Origin of the sequence: Streptococcus sp., from assembly GCF_030825805.1 — a bacterium.
In the GTDB taxonomy this organism is placed as follows: Bacteria; Bacillota; Bacilli; order Lactobacillales; family Streptococcaceae; genus Streptococcus.
Genome location: NZ_JAPJPF010000036.1, coordinates 1 through 19394 on the forward strand (window position 1 = coordinate 1; position 19394 = coordinate 19394).

At 42.8% G+C, this 19394-nt stretch carries 21 protein-coding genes and 1 riboswitch; of the genes, 4 read left to right on the top strand and 17 right to left on the bottom strand.

Annotation, left to right across the window (positions count from 1 at the left end; all coding sequences use genetic code 11):
• Together RCH62_RS06425 and RCH62_RS06430 are read right to left on the bottom strand one after the other, a co-directional pair.
• Positions 1-721: PCRF domain-containing protein (locus RCH62_RS06425; protein ID WP_306474867.1), on the bottom strand; the 721-nt coding region annotated here is incomplete at its 3' end.
• Positions 718-1317 (bottom strand): thymidine kinase, encoded by a 600-nt coding sequence (locus RCH62_RS06430; RefSeq protein ID WP_195323932.1) that lies wholly within the window; start codon positions 1315-1317, stop codon positions 718-720. The genes RCH62_RS06425 and RCH62_RS06430, both read right to left, overlap by 4 nt.
• 419 nt (positions 1318-1736) lie before the next feature.
• Between RCH62_RS06430 and RCH62_RS06435 the strand changes: the two genes are divergently transcribed.
• Positions 1737-1919 (top strand): 4-oxalocrotonate tautomerase, encoded by a 183-nt coding sequence (locus RCH62_RS06435; protein WP_001117401.1) that lies wholly within the window; start codon positions 1737-1739, stop codon positions 1917-1919.
• Between the two features lie 177 nt (positions 1920-2096).
• On the opposite strand, the gene RCH62_RS06440 is transcribed toward RCH62_RS06435, so the two are convergent.
• The 15 genes from RCH62_RS06440 to nox all read right to left on the bottom strand — a co-directional run bounded on the left by RCH62_RS06440 (position 2097) and on the right by nox (position 16215).
• Complete coding sequence (locus RCH62_RS06440) at positions 2097-3443, bottom strand: MATE family efflux transporter (protein ID WP_306474868.1); 1347 nt, start codon at positions 3441-3443, stop codon at positions 2097-2099.
• A gap of 116 nt (positions 3444-3559) precedes the next feature.
• Positions 3560-4822, bottom strand: coding sequence for a nucleobase:cation symporter-2 family protein (locus RCH62_RS06445; protein WP_048691230.1), 1263 nt, complete (start codon positions 4820-4822; stop codon positions 3560-3562).
• Positions 4822-5403, bottom strand: a complete 582-nt coding sequence (locus RCH62_RS06450) for a xanthine phosphoribosyltransferase (RefSeq protein WP_219074316.1) — start codon at positions 5401-5403, stop codon at positions 4822-4824. Before RCH62_RS06450 ends, RCH62_RS06445 begins: the two co-directional genes overlap by 1 nt.
• 75 nt (positions 5404-5478) lie before the next feature.
• Positions 5479-5574: riboswitch (purine riboswitch) on the bottom strand.
• On the bottom strand, positions 5567-6550 hold the full coding sequence (gene guaC / locus RCH62_RS06455; protein ID WP_306474869.1) for a GMP reductase: 984 nt from the start codon (positions 6548-6550) through the stop codon (positions 5567-5569). It overlaps the preceding riboswitch by 8 nt.
• Positions 6551-6729: 179 nt before the next feature.
• Positions 6730-7179 carry a hypothetical protein gene (locus RCH62_RS06460; RefSeq protein ID WP_306474870.1) on the bottom strand — a complete coding sequence of 150 codons (450 nt, stop codon included), beginning with the start codon at positions 7177-7179 and terminating at the stop codon, positions 6730-6732.
• Positions 7158-7406, bottom strand: a complete 249-nt coding sequence (locus RCH62_RS06465; RefSeq protein ID WP_306474871.1) for a hypothetical protein — start codon at positions 7404-7406, stop codon at positions 7158-7160. The genes RCH62_RS06460 and RCH62_RS06465 overlap by 22 nt, the downstream gene beginning before the upstream one ends.
• A 41-nt stretch (positions 7407-7447) precedes the next feature.
• Positions 7448-8008 carry a sugar O-acetyltransferase gene (locus RCH62_RS06470; RefSeq protein WP_306474872.1) on the bottom strand — a complete coding sequence of 187 codons (561 nt, stop codon included), beginning with the start codon at positions 8006-8008 and terminating at the stop codon, positions 7448-7450.
• A gap of 56 nt (positions 8009-8064) precedes the next feature.
• A complete protein-coding gene (locus tag RCH62_RS06475; protein ID WP_023023285.1) occupies positions 8065-8190 on the bottom strand; it encodes a hypothetical protein in 126 nt (41 codons plus the stop codon).
• Positions 8191-8444: 254 nt separating this feature from the next.
• A complete protein-coding gene (locus tag RCH62_RS06480) occupies positions 8445-8642 on the bottom strand; it encodes a twin-arginine translocase TatA/TatE family subunit (protein WP_236128165.1) in 198 nt (65 codons plus the stop codon).
• 3 nt (positions 8643-8645) lie between these two features.
• On the bottom strand, positions 8646-9365 hold the full coding sequence (gene tatC / locus RCH62_RS06485; RefSeq protein WP_306474873.1) for a twin-arginine translocase subunit TatC: 720 nt from the start codon (positions 9363-9365) through the stop codon (positions 8646-8648).
• A complete protein-coding gene (locus tag RCH62_RS06490; protein WP_306474874.1) occupies positions 9355-11037 on the bottom strand; it encodes an FTR1 family protein in 1683 nt (560 codons plus the stop codon). The genes tatC and RCH62_RS06490 overlap by 11 nt, the downstream gene beginning before the upstream one ends.
• Positions 11015-12223 carry an iron uptake transporter deferrochelatase/peroxidase subunit gene (gene efeB / locus RCH62_RS06495; protein ID WP_306474875.1) on the bottom strand — a complete coding sequence of 403 codons (1209 nt, stop codon included), beginning with the start codon at positions 12221-12223 and terminating at the stop codon, positions 11015-11017. Before efeB ends, RCH62_RS06490 begins: the two co-directional genes overlap by 23 nt.
• Before the next feature lie 2 nt (positions 12224-12225).
• Positions 12226-13095, bottom strand: a complete 870-nt coding sequence (gene efeO / locus RCH62_RS06500) for an iron uptake system protein EfeO (protein WP_023026835.1) — start codon at positions 13093-13095, stop codon at positions 12226-12228.
• Between the two features lie 93 nt (positions 13096-13188).
• On the bottom strand, positions 13189-14730 hold the full coding sequence (locus RCH62_RS06505) for a ClC family H(+)/Cl(-) exchange transporter (protein WP_048691251.1): 1542 nt from the start codon (positions 14728-14730) through the stop codon (positions 13189-13191).
• Between the two features lie 108 nt (positions 14731-14838).
• Positions 14839-16215 carry a H2O-forming NADH oxidase gene (gene nox, locus RCH62_RS06510; RefSeq protein WP_306474876.1) on the bottom strand — a complete coding sequence of 459 codons (1377 nt, stop codon included), beginning with the start codon at positions 16213-16215 and terminating at the stop codon, positions 14839-14841.
• Positions 16216-16460: 245 nt separating this feature from the next.
• Here nox and RCH62_RS06515 point away from each other — a divergent pair, with 245 nt between their 5' ends.
• The 3 genes from RCH62_RS06515 to RCH62_RS06525 are packed head-to-tail and all read left to right on the top strand — an operon-like array spanning position 16461 to position 19238.
• The gene (locus RCH62_RS06515) at positions 16461-17354 is read left to right on the top strand and encodes an FAD:protein FMN transferase (RefSeq protein ID WP_373689709.1); all 894 of its coding nucleotides are present in this window, start codon (positions 16461-16463) and stop codon (positions 17352-17354) included.
• 24 nt (positions 17355-17378) lie between these two features.
• Positions 17379-17984: an NADPH-dependent FMN reductase gene (locus RCH62_RS06520; protein ID WP_306474878.1), complete on the top strand. Its 606-nt coding sequence runs from the start codon at positions 17379-17381 to the stop codon at positions 17982-17984.
• A gap of 18 nt (positions 17985-18002) precedes the next feature.
• On the top strand, positions 18003-19238 hold the full coding sequence (locus tag RCH62_RS06525; protein ID WP_306474879.1) for an NAD(P)H-dependent oxidoreductase: 1236 nt from the start codon (positions 18003-18005) through the stop codon (positions 19236-19238).
• Positions 19239-19394 lie beyond the last annotated feature (156 nt).

The following is a 19394-nucleotide window of genomic DNA, read 5'->3' on the forward strand; positions in this document are numbered from 1 at the left end:
CCTTGTTGACGTTCTGTCCACCCGCACCAGATGCGTGGTAGATGTCAATCCGAAGATCTTTTGGATCAATGTCGTACTCAACTTCTTCGATTTCTGGCATGACCAGAACGGTTGCTGTAGAGGTATGGACACGCCCTTGGCTTTCTGTCACAGGAACCCGTTGCACCCGGTGGGCACCAGATTCATACTTGAGTTTCGAGTAGACTGATTGACCAGAGACCATGGCTACGACTTCTTTGATCCCGCCAACGCCATTGTAGGAAGCTTCCATGACTTCAAAGCGCCAGCCTTGGATTTCTGCGTATTTTTGGTACATCTGCAATAGATCACCAGCGAACAATTGGGCTTCGTCTCCTCCTGCTGCCCCACGGATTTCCAAGATAATGTTCTTATCATCGTTTGGATCTTTTGGAAGAAGTAAGATCTTCAGTTTTTCTTCGTATTCTTCTTTTTCAGCCTTAGCATCCTTAAGTTCTTGCTTGGCCATTTCTTCCAAATCAGCGTCTCCACCTGATTCTTTAATCATTTCTTCAGCATCGACGATATTTTGAAGGACTTGTTTGTACTCACGGTAAGCTGTCACCGTGTCACGAGTGGAAGCTTCTTCTTTTGAAAGCTCCATAAAGCGTTTGGTATCAGAGACCACATCTGGGTCACTCAATAACTCTCCTAACTCTTCATAACGGTCTTCTACAGCTTGTAGTTGATCATAGATATTCATGTTTGCTCCTTAAGATTTTTTTCTTGATTAATGTCTGGATTAAAATAATGTTTGCGGCAAACCGAGATATAGGTCTCGTGTCCACCAATCTGGATCTGCTCTCCATCGTAGACGGGTTTTCCCGCTTGGGTACGCAAGACCATAGTCGCCTTGCGGGAACAGTATTGGCAGATAGTTTTGATCTCCTCAATCTTGTCCGCTAACAAGAGGAGGTGTTTGGAACCTTCAAAGAGTTCATTTCGGAAATCATTTTTGAGGCCAAAAGCCATCACCGGCACATCCAGTTCATCAACAACCCTAGCCAAGTCATAGACATGGTGGCGTTTCAAAAACTGAGCTTCATCGATCAAGACACAATAGGGTTTCTCTTCCAAACTTTGGATATAACCGAAGATATCTGTCTCATCTTCAATGGCCATAGCTTCTCGTTTCATACCGATCCGGCTAGAAACTACTCCAACTCCATCTCGTGTATCGATTGCCGAGGTCATGATGACGACGCTCTTGCCTTGCTCTTCATAATTATGGGCCACCTTCAAGATCTCAATGGTTTTCCCAGAGTTCATGGTCCCATATTTATAATATAATTGTGCCATTTTCCTTCTGTTCTCTCTAAAATGTGTTTCATTATATTATAACACGGGCAGTAAATTAGGGCAACTTATAGAGAGGTTCACCATTGGATGATGGACTATGGACGTAGAGTTCTACGAAGCCTTGTTTTTCCTGTTTGCACTAGCAAAAATTTCACTCTGTTGCCACTTCATTTTTGTTATTTGAGAATAAAAAAAGCGTCTATCATTTCCCTGACAAAATGACAAACGCAAGGTGAGAGACCACTTCTCACAAATTAATTATACCATAATAAGTGAAGTTATGTAAGTAGGTAGTACTAAATATTGGTAAAAAATTTTTATATGGTTATTAAACTTATAATCGCAACATCTACATAGACTTCTTCTTTTCAAATAAAATGTGATAAAATAAGGTTAAGATTTATAAAGGAGGTGGCGCAATGCCATTTGTACGTATTGATTTATTCGAAGGGCGCACCTTGGAGCAAAAAAAAGCTTTGGCCAAGGAAGTAACCGAGGCTGTCGTTCGAAATACAGGTGCTCCGCAATCTGCTGTTCATGTCATTATCAATGATATGCCTGAAGGAACCTACTTCCCCCAAGGTGAAATGCGCACTAAATAAGAGAGTGGGACAGAAATCGGTAATTCGTTAGAATTCGATTTCGTCGTCCCACCTCCGCACAGTTGAGTAGGGCTGTAAAAGCTGATGAAATCAGCGTAGTAGAGCCCACTCAACCACTGCGTTTTGCTCGATAATCCAAAGACAATTGAGAGGCTAGGACTTTTGTCCCAGCCTCTTTTAGGAATTTTGGTATTTCTTTTGTATCTGCCATAGTCGAAGTTGGTAGCAGATTCCACTCACAACAAGGCTAGAAATGAGGCCAATCCAATAAGCATGGGGACCGAGGTCAGTCACATGATCAAGGAAAATCCCTAGAGGAATAGAGATACTCCAATAACTAAAGACTCCTAATAAGAAAGGAACGGTTGTATCCTTATAGCCTCGCAAAATTCCTTGTAGGGGGGCTGCAAAGGTATCGGCTACTTGGAAAAAGAGACTAAAGGTCATGAATATAGCCGTTTGCTGAACAAAGATTGGATCCTTGCCATACAATCCAGCCAGTTGGTAGCGGAATGTATATAGAAAGACAAGGGTAATAATCGCAAAGCCAAAGGCTGTCAATCGTCCCAAACGGCAATATTGTTTCACTACCTCCGGTCTTCCGGCTCCTAGTTCGTAAGATACAATAATGGCCATGGTGCTTGAGATACTAACTGGGAAAGCATACATCATGTTTGAAAAGTTCATAGCAGATTGGTGACTAGCAATGGTGAGTGATGGGAATTTTGCCATGAGCAGTCCAACAAGTGAGAAGATGATGACTTCAGCAAAAACAATTCCCCCGATTGGAAGGCCAAGGTGCAATACTTCTTTGACCCCTTTAAGATCATAAGGTTGTGGCTTCCACAATTGATAAGGAGTTACCTTGGGATGCTTGCATAAGATCAAAACTGCAATAATTAGTAGAACCCAGTAGGCCAGAGAGGTCCCCAGGCCTGCTCCTGCTCCTCCCATCTCTGGAACACCAAAGGCTCCATAGATAAGGACATAGTTAAAACAGGCATTCAAAGGCAAGAGCAAGAGCATTAAGTACATGGATAGACGCGTCATTCCCAACGTATCCAGGAAGGTTCGCACGATACTAAAGAGCAACAAGGGTAGGATTCCTAAAGAAAGGAAATATAAGTAGCGAATGGCTATCTGAGCAACAACATCTTCTAAGCCGATCTGCTTGAGTATGATTGGTGCAATCCCCCAGACAAAGCCTATTAAGAGAACAGCCATACCAAATGACATATAAAGAAATTGATAAAAATCGCCAGCAATCCGTTCTTTGTCTCCCTTGCCTAGGTGATGCCCGACAATCGGCGTTAGGGCAGAGACAATTCCTGTCAGGAAAGTAAAAAAGGGATTCCATAGACTCGTAGCCGTAGAAACACCAGCCAAATCAAGGGTACGATACTGACCAGTCATGGCTGTATCTACAAAGCTGGCAGAATAATTGGCCAATTGGTAGACCAAAATCGGCAAAAAAAGACTCAAAAATAAGCGCAAGCGCTCTTTAAAATGATGGGTTAGATACATGGTAGGACTCTCTTCTTATCATGGTGAAATTTTCTCTTACCACTCTACTATATGTCTCCTTAAATGTCAAAAAAATTAAAAAACTGAAGATCTAACGGATCCTCAGCTTTTTTAGATTATTTTTTATTGCGGTTTAAGATGGCGTTCAGAATGATAGCCAAGACACTGGCAACAACAATTCCGTTTGCAAAGAACATTTTAAAGGCACTTGGTAGGCCATTAAAGAGGGTGCTGTTGTTCAATCCTACCCCTGCTGCGATCGATACAGCTGCGATGAGGAAATTGTGCTCATTGTGCTCAAAATCAACACGCGCAAGGATCTGCATCCCTTGAATAGACACAAAACCAAACATGACTAGCATAGCTCCACCAAGTACTGGACTTGGAATGATTTGCGCCAAAGCTCCAAACTTAGGCAGGAGACCAAGAAGAACGAGGAAGCCAGCCGCGTAGTAGATTGGAAGACGGGTCTTGATACCAGACAATTTCACCAAGCCGACATTTTGTGAGAATCCAGTGTATGGGAAGGTATTGAAGATACCGCCAAGAAGGACGGCCAAACCTTCAGCGCGGTAACCATTACGGAGGCGCGTGCTATCAATTGGATCTTTGGTAATATCTGATAGGGCAAGATAGACACCAGTCGATTCGACCATGGAAACAGTTGCGATGATACACATCATGACGATTGAAGTAATTTCAAACTTAGGAGCTCCAAAGAAGAATGGTGTTGGAACGTGAACAACTGGAGCTTGTGCTACTGGTGCGAAGTCCACCAAGCCCATAGAAGCTGCGATGGCTGTCCCAACGATCAACCCAATCAAAATAGAGATGGATTTGATAAAGCCAGTTGTATAGATGTTGACCACCAGAATGATGAGGATGGTAATAACAGCTAAAATCAGACTTTGAACTGTTGGTTCTTCAGCATTGTTCCCCATGTTTCCAATAGCGACTGGAATCAAGGTCAAACCAATGGTCGTAATGACAGATCCCGTCACAATAGATGGGAAAAGGTTAGCGATTTTAGAGAAGAAACCTGAGACCAGAACCACATAAATCCCGGAAACAATCAAGGCACCAAACATGGCACCACTACCATGACTAGCCCCAATCATGCTGAGAGGTGCCACAGACTGGAAGGCAACCCCAAGGACGACTGGAAGACCAATCCCGAAGTATTTGTTTAATTGCAATTGCAGGAAGGTGGCTACCCCACACATAAAGATATCTGTAGAGATGAGATAGGTCAATTGTTGGGCATTATAACCCAAAGCACCTGCAATCATGATCGGTACTAAAATAGAGCCCGAATACATGGCCAATAGGTGCTGCAAGCCTAGAATGGCCGCCTGTGAATGGTTTTCTTGTTTTTGCATTAGATGTCTGCCTCCTTAAATACAACCTGACCGTTTTCAAAACGGTCCAAACGAGCAAGTGAAACAACGGGGTAGCCGAGTTCTTCTAGCAGCCCACGGCCATCTTGGAAGGATTTCTCAATGACGATACCGACTGCTTCTACACTGGCACCCGCTTGTTCGATAATCTGGATCAAGCCCTTAGCTGCTTGGCCATTTGCCAGAAAGTCATCGATGATTAAGACGCGATCATCTGGTGTTAAAAACTTGCTAGCAATGGAAACCGTACTGGTTACTTGCTTGGTAAAGGAATAGACTTCTGCTGTCAAAATCCCTTCATTCATGGTAATATTCTTGGCTTTTTTAGCAAAAATCATGGGAAGTTCCAAAGCTTCTGCCACATAAAGGGCAGGAGCGATTCCGGAAGCTTCAATGGTCACAATCTTGGTCAGACCAGCATCTTTAAAGCGTTCCGCAAAAGCCTTCCCAATTTCTTTCATCAACTGGTAATCCACTTGGTGGGTCAAGAAGGAATCAACCTTGAGGATGTTTTCTCCCAGGACATTTCCGTCTTTTAATATGCGTTCTTCTAAAAATTTCATGTTTTCTCCTAAACAGTTTGGAACAAAAAATAGAGACTTACCAAGTAAGCCTCTACAGAATCCAAGTATCCCTGGATCAATCTAAGACTTACTTATTGTTAGGTGTTCCGGCACCTTGTAGAGACCTTGCGCCAATCCGCAAGATAAATAAGTAATTGTAGTTTTAATGAGAGTCGCCGTTCCAGATAGAATTCTTTACGATGACATAATCGACATGCTTGAGATCAGCAACCTTGCGACCTCCAGCATAGGAAATAGAACTTTGCAAGTCTTGCTCCATCTCTGTCAAGGTATCTTGCAGATGACCTTTGGCTGGTAGAAGGATTCTCTTGCCTTCAACATTCTTATAAGCCCCTTTTTGGTACTCGGAAGCAGATCCGTAATACTCCTTAAAGGATTCTCCATCTACTTCAATCGTTTTCCCTGGGCTTTCAATATGACCTGCAAAGAGAGAGCCAATCATGACCATGCTAGCACCAAAGCGAATGGATTTAGCAATATCTCCGTGCGTCCGAATCCCCCCGTCCGCAATAATCGGCTTGCGAGCTGCTTTTGAACACCAACGAAGGGCTGCTAACTGCCAACCGCCAGTACCAAAGCCAGTCTTCACTTTGGTGATGCAGACCTTACCAGGACCGATCCCGACCTTGGTAGCATCCGCTCCAGCATTTTCCAACTCACGAACGGCCTCTGGTGTTCCGACATTTCCTGCGATGACAAAGGTATCTGGCAACTCCTTCTTGATATGCTGGATCATTTGGATCACACTATCTGAGTGACCGTGAGCGATATCGATGGTGATGTATTCAGGCGCATCGTCCTTGAGTTGAGTCACAAAGTCGTACTCATAGTCTTTTACTCCAACTGAGATAGAAGCAATTAAACCTTGATCGTGCATGCGTTTGATAAAAGGGATTCGACCAGCTTCGTCAAAGCGGTGCATAATGTAAAAATATCCCCCTTTAGCCAGTTGCTCGGCCACATCCTCATCGAGGATAGTCTGCATGTTGGCAGGTACGACTGGCAACTTGAAAGTGTGATTACCAAACTGAACTGACGTGTCAGCTTCTGCACGACTTTTGATAATGCACTTGTTAGGGATTAATTGAATATCTTCGTAATCAAAGATTGGAAATTCGTTTAACATACGGATTGAAATCTCGTTTCTAAATTTTAAATCGTGATGGTTCATCACTACGCCTTCCGACGTTTCCATTCAAGATTATAACAAAGATACGGAGTCGATTCAATTAGAATGCTGATTATCTAAATAATGTTCGGAAATTACTAGACGATTGTTTAGAGGAGTTTCTATATATGAGTTATTTATGAACAAACGCCAATCCAATTGATGATTTCTTTACTGACAAGATTAGGGACTGCTGTATAAAAATCGTGACCGAGATCCTTTAAGAGTACCTTCTTGATAGAGGGATCTAATGTCTCAATGGCTTGAGCTCTCCAAGTGGGTTCTTCTTCGTAGTTAGGAGCGATGAATAAAACGTCAGTATCTGAGAGTGGAGCTTGAATAGATCGAAGGTCCCGTCTGAGTTTCAGTAAGGGAAGAACAGCTTGTGGATCTAGATCCAGTTCATAATGATAGAGGTCAGAATTCCAACGATAACTGGCTTGGATGGCTTTTATAGTCGCTGGCAAAGGATTGTCCGTATCTCCAAGTTCACTTGCAACAGCTTCCTCTAGAGATGAAAATACCTGGTGCTTCAGATAGGCGACTGTCTCTTCAAGTTCCTGCTCTAGTGGTAAGATCTGGTCCATGTCAAGATAGCCACCGTCAAGGAGAACCAGGTGGTCATTTGTGGTATTTTCGATGCTAGGTAGCGAGCCAAATCTCCACCTAGTGAATGGGCTATGATACAAGTATTTTCATTAGTATCCGCATGGGCTTCAAACCAATCTTCTATATCTTTAGGAGATTCCAGGTTCACCTTATAGGGGTCTAGATACGTGATGGGAAATGGAAAACAGTGAGCAAATTCGGTCATATGATTCTCGTTACTTCCAAGTCCTCCGATAAAGTAAAACTTCACTCTTTCACCTCTATTTCCTTAATGATTCTGGCAGGATTACCAGCTAGGACTACGTTATCCCCGAAGGATTTGGTCACCACTGCTCCTGCTCCGACGACGACATTATCGCCTAGGGTAACACCTGGAAGAATGATGGCTCCTCCACCTGACCAAAAGTTATCTCCAATCGTTATTGGAGCACCATATTCTTTTCCTGCATTTCGTTCGTGTGGATCCAGGGGATGAAGAGGCGTGAGAAATTGGCAATTGGGACCGATCATGGCGTTCTTCCCAATCCTAATCGGGCAGACATCTAGCATGGTTAGGTTCCAGTTGGCATAAAAGTTCTCTCCCAAGTGGATATTGACCCCATAGTCACAAGCCAAGAAGGGGTGCAAGGATAGATTTTCTCCAGTAGATCCGAACCAACTTTTTATGAGTTGACTCCGCTTCTCACCGTCTGCTTCTTGGTTAAAGGCAAATTGCTTGGTCCGAGCTTCTTGTGCTAACTTCCTCAATTCTGGATCAATGGGACTGTAAAACTCGCCAGCAATCATCTTTTCATATTCCGTTTTCATAATTATCTCCGTCCAATAGTAAAAAACCACTCATAGTGAGTGGGCTTGTTTATTTCTTAATGGTACATCAGGTAGCCATCAAAGAGCTCAAATATTTTTCCTATCGCTCGGAAAACAAGAGCCGCAACAAGGGCAACCAGCAAAAAGTAAGCTACAGCAAAAATCACACTAATGATCATCATGACACACTCCTTTTTAATGTACTTTTTCCACCCTCTATTATACTCCTGGTCAATTTTAGATTCAAGGAAAACGCTATCAAGAATTGATTTGTTTTCAATTTGTAATTTACAAAAATTTTCAGACGGATCAAAAATAACAAAAAGCAGGATTTATACTTAGATATCATTTTAACGATTTACTCCTGCTTTTACTATTATTGAAAATGAAAGAACAAAAGATAGTTCTGTCAGAAAATATCATGAAAGGTAAGCTATTATTCTTCAGTCTTACCAGTCTTTTCTTTGTCCTCTTCTTTTTCAGCGACACCATTGTTGACGGCTGACTTGAATTCAGAAAACATTTTTCCAAGTGAGTGTCCTAACTCAGGCAAACGCTTTGGTCCAAAGATTAAGAGGGCTCCCAGGATGATAATAATCAATCCCGGTGCACCGATATCACGTAAAATTCCCATAATTTATCTCCTTTTTTGTATACGGTTATAGATGATGCGACTGATGCCCAGACTCACTTCATAGAGCAAGATCAGGGGCACGGTCATTGCTAAATCACTGATGAAATCAGCTGGCGTCAGGACGACTGCCAGTACCAGCAATAGAAAGTAGGCTATCCGACGATAGCGCCTTAACCAGTCTGGCGTTAAGATATGAATCGAGGTCAAAAAGGCTACAAGGACCGGCAATTCAAACAAGACACCCAAAGGTACTGTTGTATGAAAGATGAAGGCCAAGTAGTTCTGTGCCGTTAACTGGATGGTAAACTGGCCTTGTCCCAACTTCAAGAGCACCTCGAGAATAGCTGGACTAACCAGATAATAGCCGAAGAGTAAGCCTAGCAAGAAACAAAGCAAACTGGCCGGCACATAGAGCAGAATGGCTCCAGCTTCTCCTTTTCTCAAAGCTGGTTTTACAAATTGCCAGACTTGAAAGAGGGTGAAGGGCAGGGTGATGGTAAAGGCTATTAAGCTCGCCAACTGAAGGTAGATGCTTAAAATGTCATTAGGGCCAAGGACCAAGAGTTTCTCTCGAAATCCAGCCGTCAAAAAGGCATAAAGCTGGTCAGAAAACAAGAGGGCTCCACAAAAGACAACGAAAAAACAAAGGATACAAGCGATGAAGCGTCGTCTAAACTCGCTTAAATGCTCTACAATAGTGAGCCTTCTATCTTCATTTTTCATGCTGCTTCACCGTCACAAACCCGACAATAAGAACGAATAGAACTTGGCAAGCAAGAACTTCCCAGCTCGGATAGATCCCTGCCCAATCGACCGTCGGGAAATTACTCAAGATATGATTGGGAAGCATATTGGTTAATTGGAGCGCGTGCAGGCTCACCCCCAGCATCTTAAAGGCCAGGGCATAGATCATCCAAGTCAGGATGAAGAAAATCTTATGTGGCTTGACCAGATGGCTCGCCTTGGTCATGAGAATAGCAAGAATGGCTAAAACTGCAAGAGCTAAGCCAATCCCTAGGAAGAAATCAAAGGAGCGAATACGAGGGAGGATCCCCACATAGAAAAGGATGGTCTCAGCCCCCTCACGGAAAACAGCTAAGAAACTGAGGGCAAACATGGAAATGAAGCTTCCAGTTGCTGTCACAGCCTTCATCTGACTTTCCATGAATTGGTTCCATTTTTTAACGGAGGACTTGCGATGTAGCCAAATCCCAATGACAATCATCATTCCTACTGCAATGATCCCTACTGCCCCTTCGATCACCTCGCGGTTTGAAGCCGAGGTCACAGCCGGGAATAAGAATTGAAGAGCTACTGCAATGGCTGCACTGGCCAGGATACCTAGAAGAGCACCTGCATAAACCCATTTCAATCCTTTGACCAATTTAGCTGACTTGAGAACTGTCACCAAAGCCATGACAATCAATAGCGCTTCGACTCCCTCGCGTAAGAGGATCAACATAGAGTCAACCGCCGAATAAGAGGCGGTGGTATCAATAGCAGACAGATCACTAATCAGAGCTTCCAGTTGCTTTTGGTACTTGCTTTCCTTCCCCTTGACCATAATAACTGGACTTTGACTTTCTACCCGCGTATAGAGACTAGGATTGGTCGTGCTGACATCTCCTTCGATCGTTGGCCAAATGGTAATGAACTCCTTCATGACTTGACTAGCTTGGCTAGTGTCATTGGCTTGAAAGAGGTTTAGAGCTTTCTTGAGGAGCTTAATCCCGTCTGAAAGAGTCAGATTAGAGCTTGTCTCCTCAATCTTTTCCCCACTGATAAATTGATCCAGTACATTCTTTAAGTCGTTGTACGAAGATTGGATAGAGTCAAAGTTTGTAGGCTCTGTTTCGATGGCACTTCTCAAGAAGGAAATGGCTGTTTCTACCTTTCCGTAATAGGCGGTACTGTGATCTCTGACAACCGCTTCATTCCGGGTCCAGGTATTGTTTAAATCGGCATAAGCCTTTCGTGTCGCCTGGAGATCCTTTGCTGTGATCGCCTCTTGAAGCTTCTCAAAGTAAGGTTGCAAGCGAGTTTCTAGTTTCTCTTTTTCAGCATCCAGATCGACTGGATTTTGCTCTTTTTCAAAGGCTAGCAAGGAAGTGGAGACGGTCACCAACTGCTTTTCTGTGATCTCTCCTTTCAAGTCCAGACTCTTCTGGACTTCTTTTCCTGCCTTGGAATCATGATTGGCCTTCTTTAGAAACTCCTCTTTTATCTCTGCGACCAGAGTGTGAGCCTTTTCTTGGTCCTTATCCCGAACTGCTGTCGTTGCATCAGTGATTTTGATAAAGAGATCACTATAGGATTCGGCCTGAACAGGAGTCACGATGAAAAAGAGACAGGCTACTAGGACGACTAACAATTTATTCAAATAAGTCTTGACCAATGTACCCTCCTTCCTTCACACCTCCGAAGCAGGCAAAGAGGCCACTGCCAATATGGGTTACATATTCATTCATCTTATCGTCTGCCCCAAGATTGGTTTGGATTTTCACAAAGCGGTCTGGATCCTTTTGAAAGGCAATAAATAGCAATCCTGCATCAAACTGCCCCGTTTTCGGATCAATCCCATCAGAGTATGAATAAGAGCGTCGCAAAATTGGCAGATCCACTTCTTTAGCCAAACGGACATGTGAGTCAACTGGTAAGAGGGAGAGGTCCACTTCGTCAAACTCGTTTTTCTTTCCAAATGGTGCGCCACTTTCTTTATAGCGTCCAAAGGTATTTTCTTGCTCCTGCAGGTTGGTCCGGTCCCAGGTCTCTAGGTGCATGATAATCCTGCGGACAGCCATGTAAGAGCCGTTTTTCATCCAGTCTTGACTATCAGCCCAGACGACCTTATCAAAATCTTTCTCCGTTGTAACGTTGGCAGTCCCATCCTTAAAGCCAAAAAGGTTCCGGGGCGTTTCCATGCGATCCCCAATAGCAGCAAATCCTGATTGGCTCCACTTCATGGTCACCTTATTGCGTCCTTTACGAATCAGATTGCGGACAGCATGAAAGGCCACCTGCTCATCATCTGCACATGCTTGGATAACGACATCACCACCCGTATACTGCTCTCTCAACTGTTCCTTAGGAAAAGCTGGCAGATCCCGGAAGAGTTTGGGACGTTTCTTTTCAAGGCCTAGTTTGGTCAAAAAGCTAGCCGAAACACCAAAGGTTAGGGTGAGGCGGTAAGGATTTAGTCCGACTGTTTCCCCAGTATCACTTGGAGGCAAGAGAGCGTTGGATCCATCTTTTTTGACAAGTTCTCCATTGACTAATTTCTGGCTATAATCTGTCCAGTCTTTAAACAACTGAATCAATTCGTTTTTATCTGTCGTCCGGAGATCGAGCACCACAAAATAGATATTCTTCTGCATGGGGGTGGTAATTCCAGCCTGATGCTTGCCGTAAAAGCTAATTTCTTCTTGACCGTCTGCGATATTTTTGGAGCCTTGCTCCTTATTAGCGAAAAAAGCAGAAGCACCGGATAGACCAAGTGCTAAGCCTGCTCCCCCAATACCTGCTTTTTTCAGAAATTCGCGACGATCCATCTTCTTTTCAAAAAATTTTTCGTCTTTTGTCATTGTTATTTACCGTTTAAAATGATTCCCATTTGAGAGAGTGGTTCTCCCAATTTTGTAACTGCTTCTGCTAGTTCTTTGGTATCTTCTTCTGTTAGGTCTGTATATGATTTATAGTTGGAATCATCAGTCATATGTTTGTCTAACAAGTCATTCACCGCCTTGAATTCTGTTTCAAGGGTTTTCACTAGTTTGGCATCCTTCTTCTCAATGAGAGGTTTGAAGAGAGCAAAGATCTTCTCAGCCCCTTCGATATTGGCACGGAAGTCATAGAGATCTGTATGAGAGAAAATTTCTTCTTCCCCAGTGATCTTTTGTGTCGCCACTTCATTCAAGAGGTCAACCGCACCTGTCAACATCAAATCTGGCGTTACTTCTACTGTCGCAATCTTAGCTTTGAGCTCTTTGATATCATTGACCAATTGCTCTGCATATTTTTCAGTGCCTTCGGTTGTATTTTGTTCCCAGAGGATGCGTTCGATACGGTGGAAGCCTGACCATCCTTCTTCTGATTTATTTTCATCGACATAGTCAACCAAACGGAAGTCAATCTTGACATCAGACTCCCCAAAGCTTTCAGCAATTGGTTCAGAGCGTTCATAAGACATCCGAATCAAAGGATAGACCTTCTTAGCTTCTTCTAAATCACCACTTTTGAGGACTCTTTGAAATTCCTCTGTATCTTTTAACAACTGATCGATTTGTCCTTGCACAAACTCCTTGTATTCACTTGTCGCCTGGTCCAAGGCTTTTTGGTCCTCTTTAGACAATTTCACTGTCGAAGAGGAACTATTTGTTGTTGTGTTTTTTGAAGATGTATTGGCACAGCCCGCTAATAAAGCGACTGATAAGAGTGTTACTGCAAGTTTTTTCATGAGAATTTCTCCTGGATTCGTTCTTTACGTGGTCTATTATAGCAAAGATTTTCTCATTTTTCAACAATTGTCAGAAAACTTTAATAAAATGAATTAAAGAAGTAATTCTTTCACTCGACCGATATCTGTCTCTTTTACCACGAGGTAGATGCTATCTCCTAGATAGAGTCGGGTACTACCATGCACCGTACTATTTTTTCCATTATGCTGATGAGTTGTGATCAGGAGGTCTCTCGGTAGATCCAAATCTCGAACCTGACGGCCTGCTATTTTCTCCGATACAGGAATTTCGATCAGGGTTAAGACATCTGAACCGCTGGTCACCTCAGGCATCAATTGCTCCAGCATAGCCTCGTAGACAGGGGCCCCTTTTAGCAGATCCATAGTAATGTAAGCTGTCAAAGTCACCAAGCCGATCGGCATCAAGGTTCGTATATCTCCTACCATTTCAGTCACTAGAATCATGGCTGTCAAGGGCGCTTTTGAAATGGCACTGAAATAACCACTCATTCCTAAAATGACAAACAAGGGAAGTTGATTAGAATGTATGAGACCAAACTTTAATAAAACAGCCGCAACCAAGGCTCCTAAAACAGATCCAAGAGCTAGAATCGGAAGAAAGATGCCACCAGGAAGACCACTACCGTAACTAATCATGCTCCAAATAAATCGTATCGCAAAATAGAAGATCAGCATCTGGATACTAAGAGGGACATGCGCTAAGTTCAAAACCAACTGATTTCCACCACCTAATAAGTGAGGGAAATAATAACCGATCGGTAGGATCAAAAGAAAGGCAAAGAGTGGATAGTAAGGAGCAGTCACCTTGAAACAGCTACCAAGCTTTTGGTATAGCCGACCAATATTTAAAACAGCAACTTCATAGAAATAACCAGTTAGGCCCAGAAAAATTCCCATGACTAAGAAAATCCAATAGCTGGATAAATCGATATGTGGGATGTGGTCTGGCATATTTAATACAGGTGTTTGACCGAAAATATTGAGGGAGACAAAGTTTGCGACCAAACTCGCAGCCAAGGTCGATACCCAGAAGACACGAGAAAAATGATGGTAGACTTCTTCTACTACAAAGAGTAGACCAGCGATCGGAGCGTTAAATGCTGCTGCCAAACCTGCTGCGGCACCGCTGGCAATCAAGGCTCTTTCTTCTACAGGACTAAGTGCAAGTTTCTTAGCCAGCCCCTTTCCTCCCATGGCGCCAAGTTGGATACTTGGACCCTCACGACCTAACATCAGACCACTAGCAATTGCTAAAATCCCTAAAATGTACTTCTGCCAAAGCGTAGCCCACCAGTCTATCTGTAGCAGTCCTTTTAATTCTGCTTCTACTTGAGGAATACCAGATCCTTTAACGTTTTTGTTCTTTTTGATGAGCTGTCTAGCTAGCAAAATAATAAAAAGATACATCGAAAGGATGATGATCCAATTGATCGGACTTCTTCCAAGATCCTTATACAATCCCTGTACAATATGAAAGAGATGCTCAATAAAAAATCGAAAACTCGAGACAATCGCGCCGACTACAAGCCCTACTAAAACACCTCTGCTAACCTGAGACAAAATAGATCTCGAGGTCGATTGAAATTCTCTTTGGATTTGCTGACTTTGTTTCATAAATTCTCTTCAACTCCCAGATTTCTTGCTTTTATTATACTATTTTTCACAGCTCTTGAGTAAGACAACAGCAAAAAAACGCCCAAATGAGCGTTTCTATAGAATGCATTATTTAGCAGTAAGTGCTGCCATAGTAATGTAGTTGTATGGTTTGTTGAAGTGTGGCAAGAAGAATAGATCTGTCAAAGCCAATTTTTCAATTGTAACGTGTTCTTGAATAGCAAGTGAGAACATGTGGATACCCATTGAGATTGCAGCATCGCGTGATACCATTTGGGCACCAAGGATTTCACGACTATCTTTATCATAAACGATCTTGATAGCAACTTCATGGTTGTCATGTTTGATAAATTCTGGTTTTTGAAGATCGTTGAAGCCAGTTTCAACAGCATTGTATCCTGCTGCTTTTGCTTTTTCAAGTGTCAAACCAGTTGAAACCATGTGAAGACCATAGATTGAGATACCATTTGATCCTTGAACACCGATTCCTTCAAGCTCATGTCCACAAGCATTGTAAGCACCTACGATACCAGTACGAACAGCGTTTGATGCAAGAGCGATGTAGCTAGTGTCTTTACGAGCGTTGTCATAAACAGTCGCACAGTCACCAACAGCATATACACCTGGGATAGATGTTTCTTGTTTCTTGTCAACAAGGAAAGCACCGTTACGGAAGAGTTCGATCTTACCATCAGCAAGGGCTGTGTTTGGACGGAAACCAACAGCAAGAATGACCATGTCAACGTCGAATGTTTCTTTATCAGTTACCAAGCGTTCTACTTTACCGTCACCTTGGATGGCTTTAACAGTTTGACCAAGTGCCAAACGGATATTGTGGTCTTCCAAGTTTTTAGCCATCATTTGTGTGAAGTCTTTGTCATAGTATCCGTTCAAGACAGTGTCAACGATATCAACGAGTACAACTTCTTTTCCAAGACGTTCGAAAGCTTCAGCAAGCTCAACACCGATGTAACCACCACCGACAACAGCGATACGCTCAAGGTGTTTGCTCTTGTCTTCAAGTTTCTTAATAACTTCTTCAGCGTTTTGGTACAATTTAACGAATTGTGCATTTTCAAGAGTTGCTTTGAATTCACGGTTACCTTTAACAATTTCAACACCTTCGATTGGTGGCAAGATTGGAGTTGAACCAGTTGCGAAGATCAATTTTTCGTATGATTCTTTGTGCTCTTTTCCGTCAACTTCTGCAGTCACAACCTTGTTGTCGTAGTCGATCGAAAGAACTGGTGAGTTCATGTAAACTTTAGCGCCTTTAGCTTCTAATTTTTCTTTATCAGAATAGAACAAACCTTCAGGTCCGTCAATTTGTTCACCAATCCAAAGAGCCATTCCGCATCCAAGGAATGAGATGTTTGAGTTTTGGTCAAAAACAACGATTTCATTTTCGTTTCCAAAATTATCCAACATTGTGTTGATACATGCAGTTCCAGCGTGGTTAGCACCCACAACTACGATTTTACTCATAGAAAAAAACCTACCTTTAATTTTATTTACCATACAATTATAACATGAAAATGATATCGTTTCCAAATTTTTTGCTTACAATTTGTGATTTTATTTTCAAATCAATTTGCATAAGTCCTGAAAAATGTCAATAAATTTGCTTGGGGGGATTGTGAAATGGCTTTCTTTTTGATAAACTTGAAGTAGGTGAATATTGGAAAGGTGGTTTACTATTTGTGGAACTAACTAGTCGATCCGAACGCCTAATGGGCTCCACCATAACCGTTTCGATTTCTCATCAACAAGCTGACCAAATACTGGCCGATTGTTTTAGCCTCCTGCGATCCTATGAGCATCGCTTTAGTGCCAATGACCCTTCTTCTGAATTGATGGAGGTCAATCAAAAGGCTGGCATTGAACCCGTAAAGGTTCATCCAGATCTTTTTTCACTGATTGCTCTAGGAACTAGCCATAGTCAGGCGCAAGGAAGTCATTTAAACATTGCGATTGGTCCACTTGTCCAAACTTGGAGAATTGGTTTTTCAGATGCTAGGAAGCCTGATCAAGGGGAAATTGAACAAGCCCTAACAGTCATTGACCCTCATCAGATTTGCTTAGATCCGAATCAACAAACTGTTTTTCTCAAAAGAAAAGGGATGAAAATTGATCTAGGTGCTTTAGCTAAGGGGTTTAGTGCTGATTTATTAGCCAGTTATCTCAGGAGTCAGGGGATCGAGCAAGCTTTAATTGATTTGGGGGGCAATATTCTTACCCTTGGTCAAAACCCTGTCACTCATCGCCCTTGGCGAATTGGGATCCAAGATCCGCAGCTTCCAAGAGGGGAACATTTACTAGTTCTATCTGTTACAGATAAGTCCGTTGTGACATCAGGTACCTATGTTCGTCACCTTGAGGTTGACGGCCAGTCCTTCCATCATATTTTTGATCCTCAAACTGGCTATCCTGTCGGAACGGAACTGGCAAGTCTCACAATTATTTCTGATCGATCAGTTGATGGGGAGATTTGGACCACACGCTTGTTCGGTGAAGAACCGACCAACATTTTAAATATTGTTGAAACCTTACCTGGCATGGATGCTATTCTCGTCTATCAGTCAGGTCGCCTCGCCTATACCAGTGGGCTACATGATTATTTGTAATTTTAATTTCAGAAAGGAATTTCCATGACAAAACTTATTGCGATCGTTGGAACAAACTCCAAACGTTCAACAAACCGCCAACTACTTCAATACATGCAAAAGCATTTTGCTGACAAGGCTGAAATTGAATTGGTTGAAATCAAAGATATCCCTGTCTTCAACAAGCCAGCCAACAAACAAGTCCCTGAAGCTATCTTAGAGATTGTTGCGAAAATCGAGGAAGCTGATGGTGTCATCATTGGCACACCAGAATACGATCATTCCATCCCAGCTGTCTTGATGAGCGCCCTTGCTTGGCTATCTTATGGGATTTACCCACTCTTAAGCAAACCAGTAATGATTACAGGTGCTTCTTATGGTACGCTTGGTTCATCTCGCGCTCAATTGCAGCTTCGTCAAATCTTGAACTCACCAGAAATCAAAGCCACTGTCCTTCCAGACGAATTCTTGCTTTCTCACTCTCTTCAAGCATTTGATCAAAATGGTGACTTGGTAGATCTTGACGTCATCAAGAAACTCGACGCCATCTTTGATGATTTCCGTATCTTTGTTAAAGTTACTGAAAAATTGCGCAACGCTCAAGAACTGCTTCGCAAAGATGCCGAAGACTTCGACTGGGAAAACTTGTAAGATAGGAGACATATTAGCATGAAATTTGTAGGACTTGTAGGATCGAACTACGATCAATCATATAACCGCAAACTTTTGGAATTCATCCGTCGTCACTTCAAGATCAAATTTGAATTGGAAGTTCTTGAAATCGATGAAGTTCCAATGTTTAACCAAGATGAGAAATGGGACGAAAGCTTCCAATTGCGTCTCCTCAACAATAAAATTACCCGTGCTGACGGTGTGATTATCGCAACTCCTGAACACAACCACACTATTTCCGCTTCCCTCAAATCTGTACTGGAATGGCTCTCCTATGAAGTGCATCCTTTTGAAAGCAAACCGGTCATGATCGTGGGTGCTTCTTACTATGACCAAGGGACTTCTCGTGCCCAAGTTCACCTTCGTAAGATTCTGGATGCTCCAGGTGTCAATGCCTATACCCTTCCAGGGAACGAATTCCTTCTAGGAAAAGCGAAAGAAGCTTTTGATGCAGATGGCAACATCATCAACGAAGGAACTGTAAAATTCCTTGAAACTTGCTTAGATAACTTTGTGAAATACGTAGGAGTCGTTTCTAAATTGAAAAAACCAAAACCAATTGAACCAGAAGATTTGGATTGCGGAAAACCAATCGCTACTACTATTACTGAGGTTGATCCGGATGATCCAGATTGGGTAGAAAAAGTTGCAGAAATTACAGGGGCTGTATCTGGTGATACATACGTCAAATTGGACCACGGTATCCTGACTGTTAATCAAATCGATATGTTCTTGAAAGCTATGCCTTTCGAATTGACATACGCTGATGATAACAACCAGTTCCTCTACTACAACAATGCCCACCAAGATCCAGATACCATGTTTGCGAAACGCGTGCCACCTCAATCAGGTAGCCGCATGTCAACCGTTCACGGTTCTCTTCCACCAGCACGTATGAAAAACGTTGAATGGGTCATTGGTACTCTTCGCAACGGAAACCAAGAATATGTTCGTACCATTGTTCCAGGCTCTCCTGAAGGCGTGATCAATACTCACAACTATCAAGCTATGTACTATCCAGATGGTTCATATGCTGGTATCAACGAAATCGTCTTTAACTTCCAGCCATGGTTGGATTGGTACCTTCAAACAACTGGTCAACGCTTAGTAGGCGGTAGCGGACCATTCGCTCCTGCTGGCGGCCATGGGGATGCAGACGCAACTTCAGGTGCTTCAGATGCTGGAGGACACGGTGACGCAGCTGCTGATGCTACATCTGGTGCAAGCAACTAATAAAAAGAGAGTGGGACAGAAATCGGTAATTCATTAGAATTCGATTTCGTCGTCCCACCTCCGCACAGTTGAGTAGGGCTGTAAAAGCTGATGAAATCAGTGTAGTAGAGCCCACTCAACCACTGCGTCTTGCTCGACAATCCAAAGATAATTAAG